The sequence below is a fragment of the Mycobacterium sp. NGS33 genome (assembly GCF_059812885.1).
Window position 1 is genome coordinate 38,201 of sequence record NZ_JCALDN010000002.1, and the last position, 23,652, is coordinate 61,852.

Annotated in this window: 19 protein-coding genes and 1 pseudogene; 7 read left to right on the forward strand and 13 right to left on the reverse strand. The window is 67.4% G+C overall.

Going from position 1 to position 23,652, the window contains the following annotated elements:
* Positions 1-47: 47 nt before the first annotated feature.
* From AC5Y5B_RS04285 to AC5Y5B_RS04305, 5 genes are all read right to left on the reverse strand, one after another.
* Positions 48-872: an LLM class F420-dependent oxidoreductase gene (locus AC5Y5B_RS04285; RefSeq protein WP_500003945.1), complete on the reverse strand. Its 825-nt coding sequence runs from the start codon at positions 870-872 to the stop codon at positions 48-50.
* Positions 873-879: 7 nt separating this feature from the next.
* Positions 880-1,953, reverse strand: a complete 1,074-nt coding sequence (locus tag AC5Y5B_RS04290; protein WP_500003949.1) for a poly-gamma-glutamate hydrolase family protein — start codon at positions 1,951-1,953, stop codon at positions 880-882.
* Complete coding sequence (locus AC5Y5B_RS04295) at positions 1,954-3,195, reverse strand: Nramp family divalent metal transporter (RefSeq protein WP_205869089.1); 1,242 nt, start codon at positions 3,193-3,195, stop codon at positions 1,954-1,956. It lies immediately after the preceding gene.
* 84 nt (positions 3,196-3,279) lie between these two features.
* Positions 3,280-4,356 carry an NAD(P)H-dependent amine dehydrogenase family protein gene (locus tag AC5Y5B_RS04300; RefSeq protein WP_500003954.1) on the reverse strand — a complete coding sequence of 359 codons (1,077 nt, stop codon included), beginning with the start codon at positions 4,354-4,356 and terminating at the stop codon, positions 3,280-3,282.
* Positions 4,357-4,380: 24 nt separating this feature from the next.
* On the reverse strand, positions 4,381-5,172 hold the full coding sequence (locus AC5Y5B_RS04305; protein WP_112632812.1) for an SDR family oxidoreductase: 792 nt from the start codon (positions 5,170-5,172) through the stop codon (positions 4,381-4,383).
* A 250-nt stretch (positions 5,173-5,422) separates the two neighbouring features.
* Here AC5Y5B_RS04305 and pstS (AC5Y5B_RS04310) point away from each other — a divergent pair, with 250 nt between their 5' ends.
* The 4 genes from pstS (AC5Y5B_RS04310) (at position 5,423) to pstA (ending at position 9,825) form a co-directional block, all read left to right on the forward strand.
* Positions 5,423-6,529, forward strand: a complete 1,107-nt coding sequence (gene pstS / locus AC5Y5B_RS04310) for a phosphate ABC transporter substrate-binding protein PstS (protein ID WP_500003958.1) — start codon at positions 5,423-5,425, stop codon at positions 6,527-6,529.
* A gap of 253 nt (positions 6,530-6,782) precedes the next feature.
* Complete coding sequence (gene pstS / locus AC5Y5B_RS04315; RefSeq protein ID WP_112632814.1) at positions 6,783-7,895, forward strand: phosphate ABC transporter substrate-binding protein PstS; 1,113 nt, start codon at positions 6,783-6,785, stop codon at positions 7,893-7,895.
* A 30-nt stretch (positions 7,896-7,925) separates the two neighbouring features.
* A complete protein-coding gene (gene pstC, locus AC5Y5B_RS04320) occupies positions 7,926-8,900 on the forward strand; it encodes a phosphate ABC transporter permease subunit PstC (protein ID WP_430918719.1) in 975 nt (324 codons plus the stop codon).
* A 22-nt stretch (positions 8,901-8,922) separates the two neighbouring features.
* On the forward strand, positions 8,923-9,825 hold the full coding sequence (gene pstA / locus AC5Y5B_RS04325) for a phosphate ABC transporter permease PstA (RefSeq protein ID WP_112632815.1): 903 nt from the start codon (positions 8,923-8,925) through the stop codon (positions 9,823-9,825).
* Between the two features lie 6 nt (positions 9,826-9,831).
* Here the strand turns inward: pstA and ku are convergent, their stop codons facing one another.
* The 5 genes and pseudogenes from ku to AC5Y5B_RS04350 all read right to left on the reverse strand — a co-directional run bounded on the left by ku (position 9,832) and on the right by AC5Y5B_RS04350 (position 15,576).
* The gene (ku, locus tag AC5Y5B_RS04330; protein ID WP_500003960.1) at positions 9,832-10,749 is read right to left on the reverse strand and encodes a non-homologous end joining protein Ku; all 918 of its coding nucleotides are present in this window, start codon (positions 10,747-10,749) and stop codon (positions 9,832-9,834) included.
* Positions 10,750-10,844: 95 nt separating this feature from the next.
* Positions 10,845-11,753, reverse strand: coding sequence for a carbohydrate kinase family protein (locus AC5Y5B_RS04335; RefSeq protein ID WP_500003965.1), 909 nt, complete (start codon positions 11,751-11,753; stop codon positions 10,845-10,847).
* Positions 11,750-13,162 (reverse strand): mannitol dehydrogenase family protein, encoded by a 1,413-nt coding sequence (locus AC5Y5B_RS04340; RefSeq protein WP_500003968.1) that lies wholly within the window; start codon positions 13,160-13,162, stop codon positions 11,750-11,752. Before AC5Y5B_RS04340 ends, AC5Y5B_RS04335 begins: the two co-directional genes overlap by 4 nt.
* A gap of 34 nt (positions 13,163-13,196) precedes the next feature.
* Positions 13,197-14,054 (reverse strand): HAD family hydrolase, encoded by an 858-nt coding sequence (locus tag AC5Y5B_RS04345; protein WP_500003970.1) that lies wholly within the window; start codon positions 14,052-14,054, stop codon positions 13,197-13,199.
* A pseudogene (locus tag AC5Y5B_RS04350) lies at positions 14,051-15,576 on the reverse strand (mannitol dehydrogenase family protein). The gene AC5Y5B_RS04345 and the pseudogene AC5Y5B_RS04350 overlap by 4 nt, the downstream one beginning before the upstream one ends.
* 129 nt (positions 15,577-15,705) lie before the next feature.
* On the opposite strand from AC5Y5B_RS04350, the gene AC5Y5B_RS04355 reads away from it, so the two are divergent.
* Both AC5Y5B_RS04355 and AC5Y5B_RS04360 read left to right on the forward strand, forming a co-directional pair.
* Positions 15,706-17,973 (forward strand): ATP-dependent DNA ligase, encoded by a 2,268-nt coding sequence (locus AC5Y5B_RS04355; RefSeq protein WP_500003973.1) that lies wholly within the window; start codon positions 15,706-15,708, stop codon positions 17,971-17,973.
* Positions 17,970-19,919 (forward strand): fumarylacetoacetate hydrolase family protein, encoded by a 1,950-nt coding sequence (locus tag AC5Y5B_RS04360; protein WP_500003975.1) that lies wholly within the window; start codon positions 17,970-17,972, stop codon positions 19,917-19,919. The genes AC5Y5B_RS04355 and AC5Y5B_RS04360 overlap by 4 nt, the downstream gene beginning before the upstream one ends.
* A 13-nt stretch (positions 19,920-19,932) precedes the next feature.
* Here AC5Y5B_RS04360 and AC5Y5B_RS04365 read toward each other — a convergent pair whose 3' ends face one another.
* The gene (locus tag AC5Y5B_RS04365; protein WP_500003978.1) at positions 19,933-20,850 is read right to left on the reverse strand and encodes an SAM-dependent methyltransferase; all 918 of its coding nucleotides are present in this window, start codon (positions 20,848-20,850) and stop codon (positions 19,933-19,935) included.
* 80 nt (positions 20,851-20,930) lie between these two features.
* On the opposite strand from AC5Y5B_RS04365, the gene AC5Y5B_RS04370 reads away from it, so the two are divergent.
* Complete coding sequence (locus AC5Y5B_RS04370; RefSeq protein ID WP_112632824.1) at positions 20,931-21,737, forward strand: enoyl-CoA hydratase/isomerase family protein; 807 nt, start codon at positions 20,931-20,933, stop codon at positions 21,735-21,737.
* 89 nt (positions 21,738-21,826) lie between these two features.
* Here the strand turns inward: AC5Y5B_RS04370 and AC5Y5B_RS04375 are convergent, their stop codons facing one another.
* A complete protein-coding gene (locus tag AC5Y5B_RS04375; protein WP_066866718.1) occupies positions 21,827-22,693 on the reverse strand; it encodes an LLM class flavin-dependent oxidoreductase in 867 nt (288 codons plus the stop codon).
* Between the two features lie 114 nt (positions 22,694-22,807).
* Positions 22,808-23,551: an STAS domain-containing protein gene (locus AC5Y5B_RS04380; RefSeq protein WP_500003982.1), complete on the reverse strand. Its 744-nt coding sequence runs from the start codon at positions 23,549-23,551 to the stop codon at positions 22,808-22,810.
* Positions 23,552-23,652: the final 101 nt, after the last annotated feature.

Sequence of the window (23,652 nt, forward strand, 5' to 3'; positions counted from 1 at the left end):
ACGGGCCTGAGCTTACCGGCAGGGCGGCCGCGAAATCACCGCGGCGGTCAGCGCAGTTCGGCGATCACCTTCGAGAAGTTTTCGATGTTGTTGTCCTGCACGGTGAAGGACGACACGCCGTACTTCTCCCGGTACGCGGACAAGGTGTCGGCGATCTCGCGCGGCGAACCGCTGAGCACCGAGGGCTGCGACAGGATCTCCTCGTCGGACAGATCCGGCGAGTAACTGCGGGTCAACTTGAGGTCCGGCTCCGTCTCCCCGGTCCGCGGCATCGCCGTGATGGCCAGGTTCAGCTCCAGCGAGTCGAACCGATCTCCGGCCGCCTTGCGGACGAAGTCGACCCGCTCGGCGAACGGATCCTCGACGTCGCGCACCCGGGATCCGGTCAGCCCGATGATGTCGGCGTTGCGGGCGGCGATGGTCAACACCCGGTCGCCGTTGCCGGCGATGATCAGCGGCGTCGACGGGTGATGTTCCTTCAGATAGCCGGTCATGTGTTCGAGGTAGTCGACCCGCTCGCGGGCGCTGGGATACGGGATCTCCGCGGCTTCGAACTCCTCGCGGACGTAACCGGTGCCAAGGCCGATCTCCAGGCGGCCGTCGCTGAGCAGATCCAGCGCTTGCATGTCCCGGCTGAGCAGGGCCGGCTTGTAGAACGCGGAATTGAGCACATACATGCTCAGCCGCAGCGTCGTGGTGACCATCGCGACGGCGGTCAGTGTCGGGAAGGGCGCGGCGGCGCCCAAATGGTCGGGCACACAAAGAATGTCGAAGCCGGCGTCTTCGGCACGCTTGGCCTTATCCAGCAGGGCCTCGCGCGACTTGAAGAACCGCATGCTAATTCCGAAGCGAAAATCCTTGGCCACCAACATTCTCCGTTCAACGATGCGATATCGACCAACTGCGGGCGGCGTCGGCCAGCCCTTGGATCAGGGCGCTGGTGACCGACGACAAACCGTCGTCGCCCGGCAGCGGGCTGCGCGGGCTGATCCCGCGGACCCGCGCCGAGAGCTCCAGCTGGGTTCCGCCCCCGCGGACCCGGTTCACCGGGTTGCGCGGGTGCAGGCCCCGCAATTCCGGCGGGATGTCGTCGAGGTCGGTGATCAGCTGGTAGCCGGCCAGCCGGATGTGCTGGGTCAGATGGGCGGCCAACGCCCGGTTACGGCCCCCGGCCAGTAGCTGGGTGCTGCGTCCGTCACGGCCGTACCCGTGCAGTGAGACCGCGACGTCGACATGGTCGAGGAACTCGGCGAGCAACGGTGACTCGGCCGGATCGAACAGCGCCGACGCCAGGTGGTGCGGGTAGTGATCGGGGTGGCGCACCACGTAGACCGACGCACCGGCCGCCTCGGCGGCGCGCTCGGCGATCACGTCGGTCATCTCTTCCAGACCGCCGCCATGGATCGCCAAAAAGCCGAAACGCGAACGCAATTGGCTGCTCTCGGTCACGCCGGGCGCGCTCAGCAACGCCGAAAGTGATTGCGGCCCAGGCCGGGACGTCGACGCTTTCGGGCGGGGCCAGCCGGCCGGGTCCCAGCGGCGCAGGAAGTCGACCCAGCGTTGCGGCAACCCGTGCTGGGTGGCGCCGTCGATGATCTTGGGCAGGTAGCCCGGCCGGGGCGGGCCCGGCGTCACCCGGTGGTCGATGTACACCCAGGCCGGCGCCGGTCCGTCGTCGGTGTGCACGGTCATTTCGTCGCGCCGGTAGCGCACCGGCACACCCTCGGCGCTGTCCAACGTCGCCAAGTCACCGTCGGAGATCTGCCAGACCACCCCGTACACCCGGTTACCCGCCAGCGGTTCGACGGTGGCCACGCCGCGCTGATTGATCAGCCAGTCGTGATCGGCCAGCACCGCCGGCCGCGGATGCGCGGCGTCGGGGCAGCGTTGCGCCATCTGCCGGACGCATAGGTTCGACCCGTATGCGAAGTAAAGATGCCGGCGGGCCGGCATTCAGCCGGTCACCGTCAGCCAGATGAGCACCACGTTAAGCAGACTAATCAATACGCCGACCGCCCAGCCGAGAATGGTGGTGATGCGGTGATTGACGTCGCCGCCCATCAGGGCGCGGTCGCTGGTGAGCTTGATCAAGGGCAGCACCGCAAAAGGTATTCCGAACGACAACACCACCTGGGACAGCACCAGCGCGCGGGTGGGATCGAACCCCACCGCCAGGATCACCAGGGCGGGCACCAGCGTGACCACCCGGCGCAGCACCATCGGAACCGACCGGTGCAACAACCCCTGCATGATCATGGCGCCGGCGTAGGCGCCCACCGACGACGACGCCAGACCCGAGGCGAGCAGCCCGATCGCGAACAGCACGGCGATGGTCGCGCCCAGCGTGTTGTGGATCGCGGAGTAGGCGCCCTCGATGGAGGCACTCACGTCGCGGTGCTGCAGGTTGATCGCGGCGATGATCAGCATCACGGCGTTCACCGTGCCCGCCACCGTCATCGCCAGCACTACATCCCAGCGGGTGACGCGCAGCAGCAGGCGCCGATGCGATCCCTCGTCGGGATGCCCGTGCCGGTCCAACACCAGGCCCGAATGCATGTAGACCGCGTGCGGCATGACGGTGGCGCCCAGGATGGCGGCCGCCAACAGCACGCTTTCCGTGCCGCGGAACCGGGGCACCAGGCCGCCGAGCATCTCCTCCGGCGGGGCGGTCTTGACGAAGAAGCTCGCCGCGAACCCGATCGCGATCACCAGCAGCAGGCCGGTGATGACGCGCTCGAAGATGATTTGTCCGCGCCGGTCCTGAATCCCCAACAGCAGCAAGGCCACCAGGCCGGTGATCACCCCGCCGGCCAGCAGCGGCAAGCTGAACAGGATGTGCAAGGCGATGGCCCCGCCGACGACCTCGGCCGCGTCGGTGGCGATGGCCACGAGTTCGGCCTGAGCCCAGTAGACGAGCCGCGCCGGGCGGCCCATCCGCTTGCCGATCGTCGCGGGCAGGGAGCGCCCGGTGACCAGCCCCAGCTTCGCCGACAGGTACTGCACCAGCCCCGCCAGCACGTTGGCCGCCACGATGACCCACAACAGCAGATAGCCGTACTGCGAACCGGCGCTGACGTTGGCCGCGACGTTGCCGGGGTCGACGTAGGCGATCGCGGCGACGAACGCCGGCCCCAGCAAGTACCAGTTGCCCTTGAGCGAGCCCTGGGTGCGCTGCCCCAACCTGCCGACCTCGATTCACTTCACCGAATAAGAAAGTGAGGGTAGTCGAACATCTGGGCGCGACCCGCAGCGGCTAGGGCGTTTTCCGCTCTCGGGGCGTCACTGCGGAAGGTAGAGCCCCTTCCCGGTGACCAGCGGCAGGTCGAGGGTCGTCACGATGCCGGGCTGGGCGGCGACGACCCCCGGGATCGCGTTGACGACGCGCATCGCGGTGGCCACCAGGCCGGCGTGGTTGTGATCGCCCTTGCGGCTGCTCAGGCAGACGTCCATGGCGTAGGACGGTTCGCCGGTGATCTCGATGCGGTAGGAGCCGCCCTCCTGGGCCGGCTGCGGCCAGTCGGGGCACAGGTCCTCGCGCAGCCGGGTGACGTGTTCGAGGACGACGACGGGGTGGCCGTCAACCTTGCCGAACACCTCGAAGCGCAGCGCCGCGGCGGTGCCCTTGGCGATATGACCGGAGGCGATGTCGAAGTCCTCGGGGGCAGGGATGCGAACGTAGTCCTGGGTGACCTCGTCGAGCGAAACGCCCAAACCCGCCGCGATCTGGCGGATCACCGATCCCCACGCCAGGCTGAGCACACCGGGTTGCAGCAGCATGGGGATGTCGTCCATCGGTTTGCCGAAGCCCATGACGTCGAACATGACCGCGGCGCTGTCGTAGGTGGCGTAGTCCACGATCTCCATGCACCGGATCTGCTGGACGCTCTGGCAGGTGCCGGCCAGCGCCAGCGGCAGCAGGTCGTTGGCGAAACCGGGATCGATGCCGTTGACGAAGAGGCTCGAATTGCCTTGTTGCGCCGCATCTTCCAGTGGCTTGATGAGCTCCTCGGGGATCACCTGCCACGGGTACTGCAAGAAGACCGGGCCGCTGCCGACGATGTTGATTCCGGCGGCCAGGACGCGCCGGTAGTCCTCGAGCGCCTCGGGCAGCCGGTTGTCGGCCAGCGCGTTGTACACCGCGCACTGCGGCCCGGTGGCGAGCACGGCATCGAGGTCCGTGCTCGCCAGCACGCCGGTCGACTCCGTAAGTCCCGCAAGCTCCGCCGCGTCCTTACCGGCCTTGGCGTCGGACGACACCCAGACGCCTCTGAGTTCGAACTCCGGGTTGGTGATGAGCGCCCGCAGCGCGTGGATACCGACGTTGCCGGTGCCCAATTGGACGACGGGGATGGGCATGACGTGCTCCTCAGTGGTCGGGGGTCACAGATCCGGGACGGGGATGTCGAGGTTGGGGAAGGTCAGGCCGCCGTCGACCTCGAGCGTCTTGCCGGTCAGGAACTCACCGGCCGGCGACGCCAAATACACTGCGGCGGCAGCGATGTCGACGGGATCGCCGAGGCGGCGCATCGGTGTGGCCTTCTCCATCGGTGCCCGCAGCTCCTCGTTGGAGGCCACCACGTCGAGCGCGGAGGTCAGGATCGAGCCCGGGGCGATCGCGTTGACCCGGATGCGCGGGCACAGGTCCAGCGCCGCCGACCGGGTGTAGTGCGCCAGCGCGGCCTTGGCGGTGGCGTAGGCGGCGAAGCCGCGCCCGGCGAGCCGGCCCATCGTCGAGGTGATGTTGATGATGTTGCCGCCACCGGAGTGCTCCAGCATCAGCGGGACTGCCGCCAGCGTCAGCGCGTGGGCCGTGGCGACGTTGAAGGTGAACGCGTCCTTGAGGTCTTTGGTCGAGGTGGTCAGCAGCGTGTTCGGCATGGTCCCGCCGACGTTGTTGACGACGATGTCTAGTTTCCCGAAGGCCTCGACGGCGGCACCGGCGAGTTCCGCGGTGGCCTCTGGATGGGCCAGGTCGGCGGCCACCACGTGGGCCCGCCGCCCGACAGCACGGACCTGTTCGGCGACGGCTTCTAGTTGCGATTCCGTGCGCGAGGCGATGAGAACATCGGCGCCCGCCTCGGCGAAGGCCAGCGCGATGGCCGCGCCGAGGCCGCGGCCTGCACCGGTGATGACGGCGACTTTGTCGTCGAGACGGAACCTGTCAAGGATCATGGCGGCCTCTCTTTGTTGCGGTGTCAGCCGACACGGTAGCAAGCCGCGCGGTCTCGGATCGGGCATTTCTGGAACAGGTTCTAGTTTTGCATACCGGCCCGTCGGCGGGGCGCGAACAAGGGGTTTGGGTCGGTCCGGCGCAACGCGGCCGGCTCCGGGGGCCGCCGCGAAGCCATTCGCCCGCCGTTAACCTTGGTGCGGTTAGCTCCACGGTGACGATCATGGTTGGTGTCCACCGTGAGGAAGTAACTTGAGGCGCAACCGATTTGGTGCCGCATTGACTGTCCTGACGGCCGGTGCGCTGGTGTTGTCGGGCTGCGGGGACGGTGGCATCCGAGCCTGGGGGAGCGGGTCAACCCCGTCGGGCCAGGTCAGTTGCGGCGGAAAGCGGACCGTGAAGGCCAGCGGGTCGACCGCTCAGGCCAACGCGATGACCCGCTTCGTCGACGCGTTCGAGCGTGCCTGCCCGGGCCAGACGCTCAATTACACCCCGAACGGTTCGGGTGCGGGGATCGGTGAATTCACCGGCGGTCACACCGATTTCGGTGGTTCGGATTCACCCCTGTCGCCCATCGAATACTTTGCGGCCCAGACGCGATGCGGTTCGCCGGCGTGGAACCTCCCGGTGGTGTTCGGACCGATCGCCATCACCTACCACGTCCAGGGCGTCGACTCGCTGATCCTCGACGCCCCCACCCTCGCCAAGATCTTCAAGGGCGCGATCGCCGCCTGGAACGACCCCGCGATCCACGCGCTGAACCCCGGCGTCACGCTGCCCGCCGAGCCCATCCACGTCGTGTTCCGCAGCGACCAGTCCGGCACCACGGACAACTTCCAGAAGTACCTGGACTCCGCGTCGGGCGGGGTGTGGGACCGGGGCATCGGCAAACCCTTCAACGGTGGCGTCGGGGAGGGCGCCGACGGCAACGGCGGCGCATCGGCGGCGGTGCAGGCGACCGAGGGCGCGATCGGCTACAACGAATGGTCGTTCGCGTCCGCGCGGCGATTGAGCATGGCCAGGATCATCACGTCGGCCGGGCCGGACCCGGTGTCGATCAGCGCGGACTCGGTCGGCAAGACGATCTCCGGTGCCACCATGGCCGGCCGGGGCAACGACTTGGTGGTGGACACCTTCTCGTTCTACAAGCCGACCCGGCCCGGTTCCTATCCCATCGTGTTGGCCACCTACGAGATCGTGTGTTCGAAGTACCCCGACCCCCAGGCCGGTGCGGCGGTGAAGGCGTTTCTGCAGAGCACCATCGGGGGCGGGCAGAACGGCTTGGCGGAGAACGGATACGTCCCGGTGCCGGCGTCGTTCAGGTCCCGGCTGGCGGGTGCCATCGACGCCATCGGGTGATGGGGCAACGGGGCGTTCGTCGGGCCCGCCCAGAGCCACCATTTCCTTTGCTGTCGCGCGCTTTCCAGGTGGCATCGAGGTCGGCTCCCGCCCAGCCGACGCCGGTCACCGTCGCGTTAAACGCCGGTCGTCGAACAGTTTGCTCACAGTTAACCTTGTTACTGTTAGCTTCGTGGCTGCGAGACGGGCCGGCCGGGGCGCAACGTCACGGACCGGCGGCGATGCTGTTTCATCCCTACCGTAAGGAAGCGAATTGAAACTCAACCGATTTGGCGCCGTACTGAGTGTCCTGAGCGCCGCAGCGCTGGCGCTGTCCGGATGCGGAAGCGACAACAACGGGACCGGCGCGAGTGCGACCAGTGGATCCGCGTCGGGCAAGGTGAGCTGCGGCGGGGCGAAAACCCTCAAGGCCAGCGGTTCGACGGCTCAGGCCAACGCGATGACCCGCTTCGTCAACGCGTTCGAGCAGGCCTGCCCCGGACAGACGCTGAATTACACGGCCAACGGATCGGGTGCGGGAATCAGCGAATTCAACGGAAAGCAAACGGATTTCGGTGGTTCGGATTCGCCGTTGGCGCCGAATGAATACGCCGCGGCGCAACAACGTTGCGGTTCGCCGGCGCTGAATCTGCCCGTGGTCTTCGGTCCGATCGCCATCACCTACAACGTCGCGGGCGTGACCTCGCTGAGCCTGAACGGCGCGACGGCGGCCAAGATCTTCAACGGCGCGATCACCACGTGGAACGACCCCGCGATCCAGGCGCTCAACCCCGGCGTCACGCTGCCCGCCGAGCCGATCCACGTGGTATTCCGCAACGACGAATCCGGCACCACGGACAACTTCCAGAAGTACCTCGACGCCGCCGCCGACGGTGCGTGGGGCAAGGGCGCCGGTAAGACCTTCAAGGGCGGTGTCGGCGAGGGCGCCAAGGGCAACGACGGCACCTCGGCGGCGATCAAGGCCACCGAAGGGTCCATCACCTACAACGAGTGGTCGTTCGCCCAGGCGCAGAAACTGAACATGGCCAAGATCATCACCTCGGCCGGTCCGGACGCGGTGTCGATCAGCGCCGACTCGGTGGGCAAGACGATCGCCGGCGCCAAGATCGCGGGCCAGGGTAACGACCTGGTGCTCGACACGCTCTCGTTCTACAAGCCGACCCAGGCCGGTTCCTACCCGATCGTGCTGGCCACCTACGAGATCGTGTGCTCGAAGTATCCCGACGCCCAGATCGGCACCGCGGTCAAGGCGTTCCTGCAGAGCACCATCGGCGCCGGACAGAACGGCCTGGCCGACAACGGCTACATCCCGATCCCTGACGCGTTCAAAGCGAGGTTGTCTGCTTCGATCAACGCGATCACATAACCTGAGGTGGTCGTGACACGAGGAACAGCAATCGACCCGTCGATTACGGAGAAGCCGGCACTCACAGCGCTGAGTGAGCACGTGGGACGGCGGGCCGATCGGCTGTTCAAGTTGGCCGCCGCCGCCGCCGGTTCGACGATCGTGGTCGCGATCCTGTTGATCGCGGTGTTCCTGTTGTTGCGTGCCGTCCCGTCGCTGCGCGTCAACCACGCGAACTTCTTCACCAGTGCCAAATTCAGCACCAGCGACCCGCACCACCTCGCGTTCGGCATCCGCGACCTGCTGATGGTCACGGTGCTCAGTTCGCTGAGCGCGCTGGCGCTGGCCGTGCCCGTCGCGGTGGGCATCGCCGTGTTCCTCACCCAGTACGCACCCAAGCGGCTGGCGCGTCCCTTCGGGGCGGTGGTGGATCTGCTCGCCGCCGTGCCGTCGATCGTCTTCGGGCTGTGGGGCATTTTCGTGCTCGCGCCGCGTATCGAGCCGGTGGCGGCGTACCTCAATCGCCACCTCGGATGGTTTTTTCTGTTCAAGCAGGGCAACGTCTCGTTGGCCGGCGGTGGCACCATCTTCACCGCCGCCGTGGTGCTCTCGGTGATGATCCTGCCGATCGTCACGTCCGTCTCGCGCGAGGTTTTTCGGCAGACCCCGCACATCCAGATGGAAGCGGCCCAGGCACTGGGCGCCACCAAATGGGAAGTGGTCCGGATGACCGTGCTGCCGTTCGGCCGCAGCGGTGTGATCGCTGCCTCGATGCTCGGGTTGGGCCGGGCGCTGGGCGAGACCGTGGCGGTGCTGATCATCCTGCGTTCGGCCGCCCGCCCGGGTAACTGGTCCCTGTTCGACGGCGGCTACACGTTCGCCTCGAAGATCGCCTCGGCGGCCGCGGAATTCAGCGAGCCGTTACCCACCGGAGCGTATATCTCGGCGGGTTTCGCGCTGTTCGTCTTGACGTTCGTCGTCAACGCGCTCGCACGGGCGATCGCCGGCGGCAAGGTCAACGGATGACGCGCGCGGGAGAGCGGCGCGCATGAGCGTTGAAGCGCTCGACCGCCCGGTCAAGGTCGAGGTGTTCAGGCCGCTGAGCTTTCGGCGCCGGATCACCAACAACGCCGCGACCCTCTTCTTCCTCGGCTCGTTCGGCGTCGCGCTCGTGCCGCTGATCTGGGTGTTGTGGATCGTCATCGAGCGCGGCTGGTACGCCGTGACGCGGTCCGGGTGGTGGACCCACTCGCTGCGCGGCGTGCTGCCGGAACAGTTCGCCGGCGGCGTCTATCACGCGCTGTACGGCACGCTGGTGCAGGCCGGGGTGGCCGCCGTGCTGGCCGTGCCGCTGGGCCTGATGACCGCGGTGTTTTTGGTCGAATACGGATCCGGGCGCCTGGTGCGGCTGACGACGTTCATGGTCGACGTGCTCGCCGGGGTGCCCTCGATCGTGGCGGCGCTGTTCATCTTCAGCCTCTGGATCGCCACCCTGGGTTTCCAGCAGAGTTCGTTCGCGGTGTCGCTGGCGCTGGTCTTGCTGATGCTGCCGGTGGTGGTGCGCTCCGCCGAGGAGATGCTGCGGCTGGTGCCCGACGACCTGCGTGAGGCCAGCTACGCGCTCGGTGTGTCCAAATGGAAGACGATCGTGCGGATCGTCTTCCCGATCGCGATGCCGGGCATCGTGTCCGGGATCCTGCTGTCCATCGCGCGGGTGATCGGCGAAACGGCGCCGGTGCTGGTGCTGGTCGGCTACAGCCGGTCGATCAACGTCGACATCTTCCACGGCAACATGGCTTCGCTGCCGTTGCTGATCTACACCGAACTCACCAACCCCGAGCACGCGGGCTTCCTGCGGATCTGGGGTGCGGCGCTGACGCTGATCATCATGGTCGCCGTAATCAACATCGTCGCCGCGCTGACCCGCTTCCTGGCCACGCGCAGGCGCTGACCGGGCTTACTTCGACGACGCTTTCGAGGCCGCCTTCTTGGCTGGAGCCTTCTTGGCGGCCGTCTTCTTCGCCGGGGCCTTCTTCGCCGCGGACTTCTTGGCTGGAGCCTTCTTCGCCGGTGCCTTGCCGTTGCCCGAGCGCGCCTTGACGCTGGCCTCCAGCTTGGCGAGCAGGTCGGAGACGTCCTCGGTCTCGTCCAGCTCCTTCGGCTGCTCCTCGGTGGTAAACGCCTCTCCGCCTTCGAGTTTGGCTTGGACGAGCTCGTGCAGCTGCTCCTGGTAGTCGTCGTGGTAGCGGTCGGGGTTGAACTCTTCGGCCATCGACTCAACCACCTGCCCCGCCATCTTGAGCTCGGCGGGCTTGACCTCGACCTTCTTGTCCAGGATCGGAAAGTCCGGGTCACGAATCTCGTCGGGCCACAACAGCGTGTGGATCACCATCACGTCGCGCTTGCCGAAGTCCTTGACCCGCAAGGCCGCCAGCCGGGTCTTGTTGCGCAGCGTGAAATGCACGATCGCCATCCGCTCGGTCTCCGCCAGCGTCTTGGCCAGCAGCACATAGGATTTCGACGACTTGGAGTCGGGCTCCAGGAAATAGCTGCGGTCGAACAACATCGGGTCCACGTCGCTGGCCGGCACGAACTCCAGCACCTCGATCTCGCGGCTGCGTTCCTCGGGCAGGGTGGCGATGTCGTCGTCGGTGATGATGACCATCTGGCCGTCGTCGGATTCGTAGGCGCGGGCGATGTCACGGAATTCGACGACTTCGCCGTCCACCTCGCACACGCGCTGGTATCGGATACGGCCGTTGTCCTTGGCGTGCACCTGATGGAATTTGATGTCATGGTCCTGGGTGGCGCTGTACACCTTGACCGGGACGTTCACCAGCCCGAACGCGATGGAACCCTTCCAGATGGAGCGCATGCAAATCAGTATGCCCGGAGGGCCCAGGGCAAAACAGCACGACGGGGCTACGACCTTGGGCGGTTCGACGGGTTTGCGCGCCCTCGGGTTGCGCCCTAGCGGCGCGAAGCCGCATCCAGCGCAGCCCGATCCGGCAGGTCGGCTCCCGCGCGGCCGACGGTGAGCGCCGCGCACGTGCTCGCCACCTCGAGTGCCGCCGTCAGCGCGACGACGTCGATCCCCTGCAGCGCGGCGCGCCGGTCGCCGCCCAACGATCCCGATTCCCACAGCGCGTCGAGCAGGCCGGCCATGAAGGAGTCGCCGGCGCCGACCGTGTCGACCACGCGCGCCGCGCGCGTCGGCACCCGGGCGACCCCTGCCGCGCAGAAGGCCACCGCGCCGCGGTCGGCCATCGTCACCGCCACGACGGCGGGACCCAACCGCAGCCAGGTCTGGGCGATCTGCTCGGGCGGGTGCGCGGGATCGATCCAGCGCAGGTCCTCCTCGCTGACCTTGACGATGTCGCTGCGTTCGATGAGGTGCTCGATGCGCGCGACGGCCTGCTCCCGCTCGGCGATCAGCGACGGCCGCACGTTGGGATCGAACGTGACCGTGGCCGAGACGCGGTAGGCATCGATCAGCGCCGCCACCGCCAGGCAGCCCGGATCCTGCACGGCGGCAATCGATCCGGTATGGACGAACAGCGGCGGCGTGACGGGCGGCGTTCCGGAGAGCCGCCAGTCCAGATCGAACACGTAGTCGGCCGAGCCGTCTTCGGCGATCGTCGACCGCGCGGTCGCCGTGCGCTGCGCCGCCGCGCTATCCGAAAGCAGTTGCACGCCAGACGATTCCACGTAGTCGGCGATGCGTCGGCCGTATGCGTCGTCGGCGATGGAGGTCAGGAAGTCGACCTCGCGGCCCAGCCGGGCGAGCCCGACGGCGACGTTGAGCGGGCTGCCGCCGACGTGCTCGGCGCTGTCAACGATGTCGATCAGCGACTCGCCGATGACCAACGCGCGGGTCATCGCACCAAGGCCTCCAGCGTCGCGCGGGCGCCCTTGTGGTGCAGCGAGTCCAACGCCCAGTTATACGCCTGGACGAAGCGCGGATGGTGCGCCAAATCGCCGAACACGGCGGCGATTTCGATGAACGCCGTGGGGTTCTCGTACTGCGAGCGCGCGATCGGGATCAACGAATCCGCCAGCTGATCCACCACCTCGTAGGGTTTGCCCCATTCGTCGGTGCCCTCGGCGTAACGAGCCCAGCTCGCCACCACCGCGGCCGCCACCCGGACCGGGCCGTCGCTGGCCAGGTTGTCGCAGATCACCGGGATCAGCCATTTCGGAATGCGATCCGACGAGTAGGCGCACAGCCGCGCCACGGTGTCGCGCACGCCCGGGTTGGAGAACCGCTCGACCAGCGTGCGGGTGTAGTCGTGCAGGTCGATTCCGGGCACCGGGGGCAGCGTCGGGATGGCCTCGGATTCGAAATAGGCGAGCAGGAATTCGGCGAACAACGGATCGCTCGCGGCCTCGTGGACGAAGGTGAAGCCGCACAGATGGGCGAAGTAGGCCAGGCACTGATGCCCGGCGTTGAGCAGTCGCAGCTTCATCAACTCGTACGGGGCGACATCGTCGACCAGCAGCACGCCCGCCTTTTCCAGCGGTGGCCTGCCGTCGGCGAAATCATCCTCGAGCACCCAGGCGGTGAACGGCTCGGCCACCACCGGCCACCGGTCGTTGATGCCGAAGTCGCGGCGCACCTCCGCCGCCATCTGCAGGGTCGTGGCCGGGGTGATCCGGTCGACCATCGAACTCGGGAACCGGGCCCGCTCGTCGATCCACTGTGCCAGCGCGGGGTCCCGGCTTTCGGCGTTCGCCAGGACGGCCCGCCGCGCGATCTCACCGTTGTTCTCGATGTTGTCGCACGACACGATCGTCGGCGCGGCCAGCCCGCGCCGCCGCCGCCGGTCCAGCGCCTCCACGATCAACGCGAAGGCGGGCCCGTCCGGGTCACGATAGCCGCCCTCGGTGATGGTCAGCGAAATGATCCGGGTGGCCGGTGCCGCAAGCACTTCGGCCGCCGGCTCCGGATCGTCGGGGGCGTAGTGGTAGTCGATGATCGAGCCGATCACGTGGGCGTCCCGGCTGCCGTCGGGCTTTTCCAGGATCAGGGTGTAGAGCCCGTCCTGATCGGTGAGCACATCCCGCATCGTCCAATCGGCCGGCATCACCCCCACCCCGCAGATGCCCCACTCGCGCGCCAGGCCCTGCTGCAACAGCAGATTGAGGTACGCGGCCTGATGCGCGCGGTGAAAATGGCCGGCGCCGATATGCGCGATGCCGACCGTCACGGCGCGGCGGTCATAGGTCGGCGCCTCGACCGGCAGCGTCGGGAGCGTCGCATTGTTCAGATCGATTCCGCCAGCCTCCATTGGCCAACTCCTCCCCGGGTCGGCGCCCGGATCGTCACCGGGCTACCGAACCTCCACTCGGCGCGGCCGATAACAGCACGGCATCGGCGACAGCGCGCCACGAATCGGTTATCGCGACCGCACCGGCCTCGATCAATTCCTCACGGCGGCAATCCCGTTCGTCGGGCGGCACGAACATCAGGTTGCCGATGGTGGCGTAACCGGCCGCGACCGCCGACGTCACGCCGGCCACGGAGTCCTCGATGGCCAGCCCTTGCTCGGGCGCGACGCCCAGTACCTGGCCGCAATGCAGGTATACCGCCGGATCGGGCTTGCTCGTCGGCACCGGAAGTGAGTCCTCCGCGCTGAACGTCACCGCTTCCGGGAGGAGCGCGTCGAGCCCGGTGGCGGTGAAGCAAGCACGCAGCCGCTTGGTGGCGCTGGAGCTCACGGCCGCCAGCGCGTAGCGCGTTGCGAGTTCTCGCAACGGCTCCAGCACCTGCGGATCGGGAGTCAGCGTGACGGCCAGATGCGCGGTGACCCGTTCGCGTTCCTCGCCCACCCACTGTTCGAGTTCGGCGGCGGACAACGCGTGGCCGCCCGCGAGGTCGCCGGCCGTGGCGATCACCGCCGCGGGACGGCCCTGGGCCAGCGTCTGCTCGAGCGGCACTTCGCACTGCACCGCCAGGTCCAGCGCCGTGGTGCGGAAGTTTTTCCCGACGGCTCGCTTGCGCAGCTCCTCGGAGCTGAGCGGCGCGGTCACGCCGAACCTGGCCAGGAAACGGTTGGTCACCTCAGTAGAGGCGTCGAACGCCGGCCTCTCCGATCCGAACAGGTTGTCGTCGGCGTCGCACAGCAACGTGGTGATGGGCGCCGGGTCGAAGGCGCGCACAAAGGTCAACCCGCCGTTCATCGCGACACCAACTCCCGCTCGTCATTGCGCATCGCGTCGCGCAGCGTGGGCACCACGCCGCGCACGTCGATATCGGCGATCATCGCGCCCAGGCGCTGGGAAAACCCGGGAACCGCGCGCACCTCGGCGAACATCTCGTGCCCCAGGAGCGGATCCGGGTTGCTGCGTGCCATGTTGGCCAACCTAGCGACCGGAATGGCCTGCGAGTCTTCCAGGCGCAGCTTGCGCCCGTTGAGGTCGTGGCCGCGCATGTACCGGGCCCATCCGGCGACCGCCAACGTCAGCAGCGTGTGCGGCCTGCCCTGCGCGATGGCCTCCTGCAGCGAGGGCAGCACGAACGTCGCGATCTTGCTGGTTCCCCGCCGGGCCAGGCGCGCGAGTTGGTCACTCATGCGGGGGTTGCTGAGCCGAGTCAACAAGGTGCCCCGGTACTCGGGGTGTTCATGCCGGGCACTGCGGGCAGCAGCGGCTGAATCTCGTCGCGCAGGAGCTTCTCGACGTAGTCGAAGATGATGCGGTCGCGCATCGCCTCGTCGGTGCGCTGATAGCCGGCCAGGATGGCCAGGCATGCGAGCGCGATATGGGTTCCGTTGAGAAGACGGGTCTTGATCAGCTTGTGGTCGCGGACGTCGGCGACGAATTCGGCGCCGACCTCGTCGAGCGGCGGCCGCCCATTGCTGAAGGAATCCTCGATCACCCACTGGCGATGCGGCTCGGTCACCACCGGCCATTTGTCGGCCACGCCGAACGTCTGCTCGACGAATGTGCGCTCCGACTTGGTGGTCTGCGGGGTGATGCGATCGACCATGGTCGACGGGAACGCGACGTGCGTGTCGATCCAGCGGGCGAGCCCGGGGTCCTTCAACGCGGCGAACGACACCAGCGCGGTCCTGGCCGGCTGGGTATCACCGGGAACGTTGTCGCAGCACAGCACGGTGAACGGGGCGACGCCGGCGCGGCGGCGCCGGTCGAGGGCTTCGGCCAGATATCCCCACGCGGTCGCGAAACTGTCGGGCGAGACGAGGTCGGCGCGCACGTCGGGGTGGTCGGCGTCGAACTCGTCGGTGACCGGATTGAGGAAGTAGCCGTTGTCGGTGATGGTCAGGCTGACGACGCGGGTTTGGGGGTCTGCCAGCGCGGCGCGGACGGCCGCCCCGTCATTCGGTGCGTAATGCACGGAGCCGATCGAGCCGACGACGCGGGCGGTCTGGCGGTCGTGGCCGCGCTGTACCACCGTGTACAGCCCGTCCTGGGCCGACAGCAGGTGCTTGACGTCGGGGGAGTGCAGGCTGACGCTGGTCACGCCCCAGCGTCCCGAAATGCCCGAGCGGGCAAGGTCGTCGAAGTAGACGGCCTGGTGTGCGCGGTGAAAATTGCCCGCGCCGATGTGGACGACCCCTCGTCCGAGGGCCGACCGGTCGTAGGTGGGGATGTCGACACGTTGTGAATGCAGTTGAAGTGTCGCATCGCTGAGGGGGACGCCGCTGTTTCGACGCCAGGGGGAGGGGATTACGTCAAACATTGTGTGTCTGTGCCCCCGCGGGCTCGACGATCTAACCCGTTCGTTAGTCATGTCACAAAAAAAATCGGCTGTGACACGATTAGTCGTGGTCAAAACGGTTAACACGCGCGAAACGCGTAGGTTGACAACATGGCACCGCGGCTGAAACTGACCAACGCCGAGAAGGTGCTCTATCCGGTCACCGGCACCACCAAGGGCGAAATCTTCGACTACTACACGCGCATCGCCGAGGTGATGATCCCGCATATCGCCGGCCGTCCGGCCACGCGCAAACGCTGGCCCAACGGGGTCGACGAAGAGTCCTTCTTCGAAAAGCAATTGGCCGCATCGGCACCCGACTGGCTGCCGCGGGCCAGCGTGACCCATCGATCCGGAACGACGACGTATCCGATCATCGACAGCCCCACCGGTCTGGCCTGGATCGCCCAACAGGCCGCGCTGGAGGTCCACGTTCCGCAGTGGCGCTTCGTCGCCGAGTGGACCCGCAGCCGGGCCGAAGAATTGAAGCCCGGACCGGCGACCCGCCTGGTGTTCGACCTCGATCCCGGTGAAGGCGTCACGATGGCCCAGCTGGCCGAGGTGGCGCACGCCGTCCGCGAACTGATCACCGCGATCGGACTGACCACCTACCCGCTCACCAGCGGCAGCAAGGGCCTGCATCTGTACACCCCGCTTGCCGAGCCGGTGAGCAGCAAGGGCGCCACGGTATTGGCCAAACGCGTTGCGCAACAACTGGAAAAGACGATGCCGAACCTGGTGACGTCGACCATGACCAAGAGCCTGCGGGCCGGAAAGATCTTTCTGGACTGGAGTCAGAACAACGGCTCCAAGACGACCATCGCGCCCTACTCGCTGCGCGGACGCGAACACCCCACCGTCGCGGCGCCGCGCACCTGGGAGGAACTCGACGACCCGTCGCTGCGCCAGCTGCGCTATGACGAGGTGCTGGAGCGGGTGGCCCGCGACGGCGACCTGCTTGCAGAGCTGGACGAGGATGCGCCCATCCCGGATCGGTTGACGAAATACCGCAGCATGCGCGACGCGTCGAAAACGCCCGAGCCGGTTCCGGTATCGAAACCCACTGTCGGACAAGGAAATAGCTTCGTCATTCAAGAGCATCACGCCCGGCGGCTGCACTACGACTTCCGGTTGGAACGAGACGGCGTCCTGGTGTCCTGGGCCGTCCCGAAGAACCTGCCCGACACCACCGCGGTGAATCACCTGGCCGTCCAGACCGAGGATCATCCGTTGGAATACGGCGGGTTCGAAGGCATCATCCCCAAGGGGGAGTACGGCGCGGGGAAGGTGATCATCTGGGACTCGGGAACCTACGAGGCCGAAAAGTTCGATGACACCGCCGAAAAGGGCGAGGTGATCGTCAACCTGCACGGCAGCAAGATTTCCGGTCGCTACGCCCTGATCCAAACCAGCGGTAACCAGTGGCTGGCGCACCGGATGAAGGACCAGAAGGTTTTCGAGTTCGACACGATCGCCCCCATGCTGGCCACGCATGGCTCGGTGACGGCGCTCAAGGCGAGTCAGTGGGCGTTCGAAGGCAAATGGGACGGCTACCGGCTGTTGGTCGAGGCCGACCACGGCGCTTTGCGGGTGCGCTCGCGCCGCGGCCGCGACGTTACCCGGGAATACCCCGAATTGGAGTCGCTGGCAACCGATCTCGCCGAGCACCACGTGGTCCTCGATGGCGAGGCCGTGGTCTTGGACGGTTCGGGCGTGCCGAACTTCCACGAGATGCAAAACCGCGGCCGGGGCTCGCGCGTCGAGTTCTGGGCGTTCGACGTGCTCTACCTCGACGGCCGCTCGCTGCTGCGGGCCCGCTACTCGGACCGGCGAAAGGTGCTGGAAATGCTCTCCGCCGGCAGCGATCTCATCGTGCCCGAACTGCTGCCCGGAGACGGTGCGCAGGCGCTGGAGCACTCCGGCAAGCGCGGCTGGGAGGGGGTGATCGCCAAGCGTCGCGACTCCACCTATCAGCCCGGCCGCCGTTCGTCGTCGTGGATCAAGGACAAGCACTGGAACACCCAGGAGGTCGTGATCGGCGGCTGGAAGGCCGGGGAAGGCGGACGCAGCAGCGGCATCGGCTCCCTGCTGATGGGCATCCCCACCGGCGACGGCCTGCACTTCGCGGGGCGCGTCGGCACCGGGTTCACCGAACGCGACCTGGCCAACCTGAAGAAGACGCTGGCGCCGCTGCACACCGATGAATCCCCGTTCCACCCCCCGTTGCCCCGCAGCGAAGCCCGCGGCGTGACGTACGTGGAGCCGGTCCTGGTGGGTGAGGTGCGCTATAGCGAGTGGACCCCGGATAACCGGTTGCGCCAATCGAGTTGGCGGGGGCTGCGCCCGGACAAGGAGGCAAGTGAGGTGGTACGCGAGTGAAATGGGTTACCTACCAAGGTGATGGCGGCGAGCGGGTGGGCGTCGTCTCCGGTGACACCATCCACGCGATGCCGCCGGGGGTGACGCTGCTCGACCTGATCGCGCGAGGCCATGACGGACTGCGGCAAGCGGGGGAGGAGGCGCAGCGCGCCCCGGCGGCGACCGTCCCGCTCGCGGACGTGCGCTTGCTGGCACCGATTCCCCGTCCGCCGTCGATCCGGGATTCGCTGTGCTTCCTGGACCACATGCGCAACTGCCAGGCCGCACTGGGTGGCGGGAAGGTGCTCGCCGACACGTGGTATCGCATTCCCGCGTTCTACTTCGCTTGCCCGACAACCGTTTTGGGCCCCTACGATGACGCCCCGACGGCACCCGGAAGCGCTTGGCAGGACTTCGAATTGGAGATCGCCGCGGTGATCGGGGCCGGCGGAAAGGATCTCACCGTCGAGCAAGCCGAACGGGCGATCATCGGCTACACGATCTTCAACGACTGGTCCGCGCGCGACCTGCAGCAGATGGAAGGCCAGCTGGGAATCGGGCAGGGCAAGGGCAAGGACAGCGGGGTCACGCTGGGCCCGTACCTGGTGACCCCCGACGAACTCGAGCCGTACCGCGACCCCTCCCAGCCCGGCAAGCTGGACCTGCGCGTCACCGCCCTGGTCAACGACGTTGTCATCGGGACCGGGTCGACGGCCCAGATGGACTGGACCTTTGGGGAGGTCATCTCCTACGCCTCGCGGGGCGTCACGCTCAACCCCGGTGACGTCATCGGCTCCGGGACGGTGCCCACCTGCACGCTGGTCGAGCACCTCAATCCCGCGGCGCTGGAACGGTTTCCGGGTTGGCTGCACGACGGCGACGTCGTCACGCTTCAGGTCCAGGGCCTGGGGGAGACCCGGCAGACCGTGCGCGCGAGCAACCCGCCCCACGCGTTGGCGGCCCGGCCCAATCCGGACGCCGCCCCCGCCGCGCAGCGGGTCAACCGCGCGCCGGCCCGGGTGCCCTACACCCGCGGGCTGCATCAGGTCGGCGACCGGGTGTGGGCGTGGACGCTGCCCGACGGCGGCTACGGGTGGAGCAACGCCGGACTGATCGCCGGCGACGATGCGTCCCTGTTGGTGGACACCCTGTTCGACCTCGCGCTGACCCGCGAGATGCTCGCCGCGATGCGGCCCATCACCGGTTCGGCGCCGATCACCGACGCGGTGATCACCCACTCCAACGGCGACCACACCCACGGCAATCAACTGCTCGACGCGTCGGTGCGCATCATCGCCGCGCGCGGCACCGCCGAGGAGATCGAGCACGGCATGGCCCCCGAGATGCTGGCCATGGCGCAGACCGCCAACCTGGGGCCGGTGGCGACGCGGTACACGCGGGAACGCTTCGGGCACTTCGATTTCAGCAACATCACGCTGCGCAATGCCGACCAGACCTTCGAACGCGACCTGTGCGTCGAGGTGGGTGGGCGGCGAATCGACGTGCTGAATCTGGGTCCCGCCCACACCGCCGCCGACTCGGTGGTGCACGTGCCCGACGCGGGGGTGCTGTTCGGCGGCGACCTGTTGTTCATCGGCTGCACGCCCATCGTGTGGGCGGGCCCGATCGCCAACTGGGTCGCGGCGTGTGACGCGATGATCGCGCTGGACGCGCCGACGGTGGTTCCCGGCCACGGCCCCGTCACCGATCCGGATGGAATCCGTGCGGTGCGTGGCTATCTCGTGCACGTCGCCGAACAGGCCGAGGCCGCCTACCGCCGCGGCTTGTCGTGGGCCGAGGCCGCCGACACCATCGACCTCGGCGAGTACGCGACCTGGCTGGACGCCGAGCGCGTCGTCGTCAACGTCTATCAGCGGTACCGCGAACTCGACCCGCAGACACCGCAATTGGAGGTCATGGGCTTGCTGGTGATGCAGGCCGAATGGCTGGCCAAACGGTCCGCGTGAGTCACCGCACCGGCTAGAGGCGCACGGCCCTGACGAAGCTGATCGTGGTGGCGGGGACCTGCTGTCCGGCGGGCCCCAGTTCCGGCAGGCCCGCGGCGGAGAACAGGTCGGCGAGCCGAAACGTGGTGGTATCCCACCCGTTTGCGGCGAGGTGGGCGGCGACGTCGGTGTGCTCTCCGGGGTAGGCCAAGGCGGCGACGTCCATCTCGAGCCCGTGCCGTCGCCACCCCTCGGTCATGCGCCGGGCCTGCTCCTGCCCCTCCGGCGTCGGCGGCGCGACGGTCCCGAAATCGGCGGCGAACCGGCTGCCCTCGCTGGACAACGGAATGATGGCGTCCAGCAACCGCACCTCTGCTTCGGGCGGAAGGAATCCGATCAGCACTCCCTCGGCCAGCCACGCCGTCGGCTGGGCCGGGTCAAAGCCGTTGTCCTGCAAGGTCGCCGGCCAGTCCTCACGCAGATCGATGCCCACGGTGCGGAGTTCGGCGGTGGGGGCCGCGCCGATCCCGGCGAGCGTCGCCGTCTTGAACGCGATCACCTCCGGCTGATCGATCTCGTACACCGTCGTCCCGACCGGCCACCGCAGCCGGTAGGCGCGCGAATCCAACCCCGATGCCACGATCACCACCTGGCGCAGCCCGGCCTGGCCGGCCGCGGCGAAGTAGTCATCGTAAAACCGGCCCCGAGCCGCGAAGGTGTCCACCATGCGCGAGAAAGCGACGCCCTCCTCGATGTCGGCCGAATCGAGTTCGCCGCTCGCCAGCTTGGTGAACACGTCCAGCCCGACGGCACGCACCAGCGGCTCGGCGAACTCATCGGTGATGACCGGTTGCGGACGTTTGGTGGCGGCCGCGCGGGCCGCGGCCACCATGGTGGCGGTGGCGCCCACGCTGCTGGCCAGGTCCCAGCTGTCGCCTTCGGTTCGTGCCATTGCTTCTCCTTCGGTGTGACGGCAGAACCACGGTATGCCTCGCCGGTGAACAGGCACGTCACGTCGCCTACGGTTCCCCTATGCCCGCAGTGACACTGGAAGCCCTCGAAGACAACATCGCCTGCATCACCCTGAACCGGCCCGAGCGCCTCAACGCCATCGATGGGTCGTTGATCGACGGCGTCGACGAGGCGCTCGACGCCCTGGACACGGGCGAGTTCCGGGTGGCGATTCTGACCGGTGCCGGGCGCGGGTTTTGCGCCGGCGCCGATTTGAGCGGCACCGGCCAGCCGTGGACGCAGAACAAGCCGACCACCCCGGCGTTCAAGGTCAACTACGACGCGCAGGTTCGGTTGGCCGGTCTGTACACCCGGATCTACGAGATGGACATTCCGGTGATCGGTGCGGTGAACGGTGTCGCCGTCGGTGGCGGCCTGGCGTTCTCGTTGGTCTGCGACGTCCGGGTCGCCTCCGAGCAGGCCCGGTTCGGTTCGGTGTTCATCAAGGCGGGCTTCTCGTCGATGGACATGGGCACCAGCTACCTGTTGCCGAAGATCGTCGGCGCCGGCGTGGCCCGCGAACTCATGCTCACCGGCCGCATCATCGACGCGGCCGAGGCCTACCGCATCAAGCTGGTGCACGAGGTCGTCGCGCCCGACGAGCTGATGCCCGCCGCGCTCAAGCTGGCCCGCTCGATCGCCGAGAACAACGCTTATGGCGTGTGGCAGACCAAGATTGGGCTCAACGCCGCGCTCGACGCGCCCAGTTTGCGCCATGCCATCGAGATCGAGAACCGCACCCAGATCCTCAGCGGCTTCACCAACAACCCGGTCGAGGCCGCCCTGGCGCACCGAGAGAAGCGCCCGCCGAAGTGGGATGCGTTGTGAGGCTTAGGTCCTGCCCCGCGCTTGCGACCGCCGCTAAACCCGATGGCGGCGGCCCACTGCGCCCGGGTGCCCCGCGCTTGTGACCGCCGCTAAAGTTTCGCGATCACGTTCTCGGCGAACATCTCCAGGTTGCGGATCTTGCTGTCCAGCGGCTCGGTGTCCTTGCCCTTGATGTAGGGGATGCGGAAGCCGACGATGACGTCGGTGACGCCCTTGTCTTCGAGCCGTTTGATGCCGTCGGCGGTGTAGGCGTCGGCCGAGATGACGTGGATCTCGAACGGCCCCGTCTTGCCGGCCTCTTCGCGGAATTTCTTGAGCTTCGCCAGCAGGTGGTCGAGCTCCTCGGGGTCACCGCCGCCGTGCATCCAGCCGTCGAGGCGCGCCGCGCGCCGCAGGGCCGCGTCGGCATGCCCGCCGATGAGAATCGGGACGGGCTTGGTGGGAGCGGGCGTCATCTTGGTCTTGGGAATGTCGTAGAACTCGCCGTGGAATTCGAAGTATTCACCGGTGGTGAGGCCCTGGATGATCTCGATGCATTCGTCCATCCGCTTGCCGCGCCGGGCGAACGGGACACCCAGCAGCTCGTAGTCCTCGGGCCACGGGCTGGTGCCGACGCCGAAACCCACTCGGTTGTCGGTCATCGCGGCCAGCGACCCGATCTGCTTGGCCACCAACGCCGGTGGCCGGATGGGCAGTTTGAGAACGAAGAAGTTGAACCGCAGCTTCGTGGTCACCGCGCCCAAAGCCGATGTCAGCACGAAGGTTTCGATGAACTCCTTGCCATCGAGGAACTCGCGGTTGCCGTCCGGCGTGTAGGGGTACTTCGAGTCGGACTCGAAGGGATAGGCGATGCTGTCGGCGATCGTCATTGCGTCGTAGCCGGCCGCCTCGGCTGCCTTGGCCAGCGGGATGTAGTACCTAAAGTCCGTCATCGCCTCTGCGTAGGTAAACCGCACGTCATCTGCCTTCCTGGAGGGGTCGTCCCTCGACATTAGAACGTGTTCTAGTTTCAGCACAACCGGCAGATGGGCGCGACGGCGCCCGGGTCACCATCCCGTGCCGGTTTCGGATTAAAGCTGGTTCTCGGGGCCGATGACGGCCCACACCGTCTTGCCGGAGGCGGTGGGCGTGCTGCCCCACGCGCGCGACAACGCCTCGACGATCGCCAGCCCGGACACGTCGATGCCCTGCGATGGCGACGGCAGCCGCACCGCGGGCGCCTCGCTGGCGTCGGATACCGCGATGGTCGCGGTGGTGCCTTGCGCTTCGATGCGCACCACCGGAACGCTCGCGGTGTGCTCCAGCACGTTCTCCACGAAAACGTTGACCACGACCAGGGCCACCGGAATGAGTTTGGACTGCGACCAAGTGGTGAGCCATTCGCGGACCATGCGCCGCGACTCGCGCAGGCTGGTCAGGTCGGCGGGCAGCTGGACATCGGCCCGGCGCACCGGGCGGCGGCTGTTTTGGCCGAGCGCCTTCATCGCCGCTTTTTCGGTCGGGTAGACCGGCATGAAGTGGGTGACACCGCTATTGCCGATCGCCTCGCGGGCCGCCCGGTTGGTGCAGACCAACACGATCGGTATGTGGGGCGCGCTGCCAACCTGCCAGTACGCGCCCATGAAGCTCGACCATGCGGATTCGGAGTGCACCTTGAGGCCGGAGACGTTGACGATCACGGCGGCGGCGTCGTCCAAGGTGGCCTTGAGAATTCGCTCGCGAACGGTGGTGGAGTTGGCGGCATCAAGCTCACCGTCGACGGTCAGAACGGCTACGGCGTCATCCGTCCGCATCGCAACGGCCACCGGGCTCATCCCAGCTCGGTCCTGGCGTCCGGTTCCATGTACCGCTCCTCGCATTCTGCCGGGCCGATTGCTTGAGTATCCGCTCTCAGGGGCAAAAGTCTACTTCGCAA